Below are 223 nucleotides of genomic sequence, written 5' to 3'. Positions count from 1 at the left end.
GCTGAGGGTCAGGTGAATGACCTGAGTGCGTGGTGGGCTGATCTGGAGCGGTGGCGTTCGACGTATCCGCTCGGTTACGACCTGCCGGCGGATGGGAGTCTGTCGCCGCAGCAGGTGATTGAGCGGGTGGGGCAGTTGGCGCCTGCGGGTACGGTGTTCGCGGCGGGTGTGGGGCAGCATCAGATGTGGGCGTCGCATTTCCTGAACTTCGAGGAGCCGGCGA

The 223-nt window shown here is 65.5% G+C and carries 1 pseudogene; it reads left to right on the top strand.

The window, feature by feature from the left end:
• A pseudogene (locus AAHZ94_RS35515) lies at window positions 1–223 on the top strand (acetolactate synthase large subunit); the annotation flags it as partial.

The organism is Streptomyces sp. HSW2009 (assembly GCF_040240285.1).
Lineage (GTDB): Bacteria > Actinomycetota > Actinomycetes > Streptomycetales > Streptomycetaceae > Streptomyces.
This window is presented reverse-complemented; position numbering and strand designations above follow the sequence as displayed.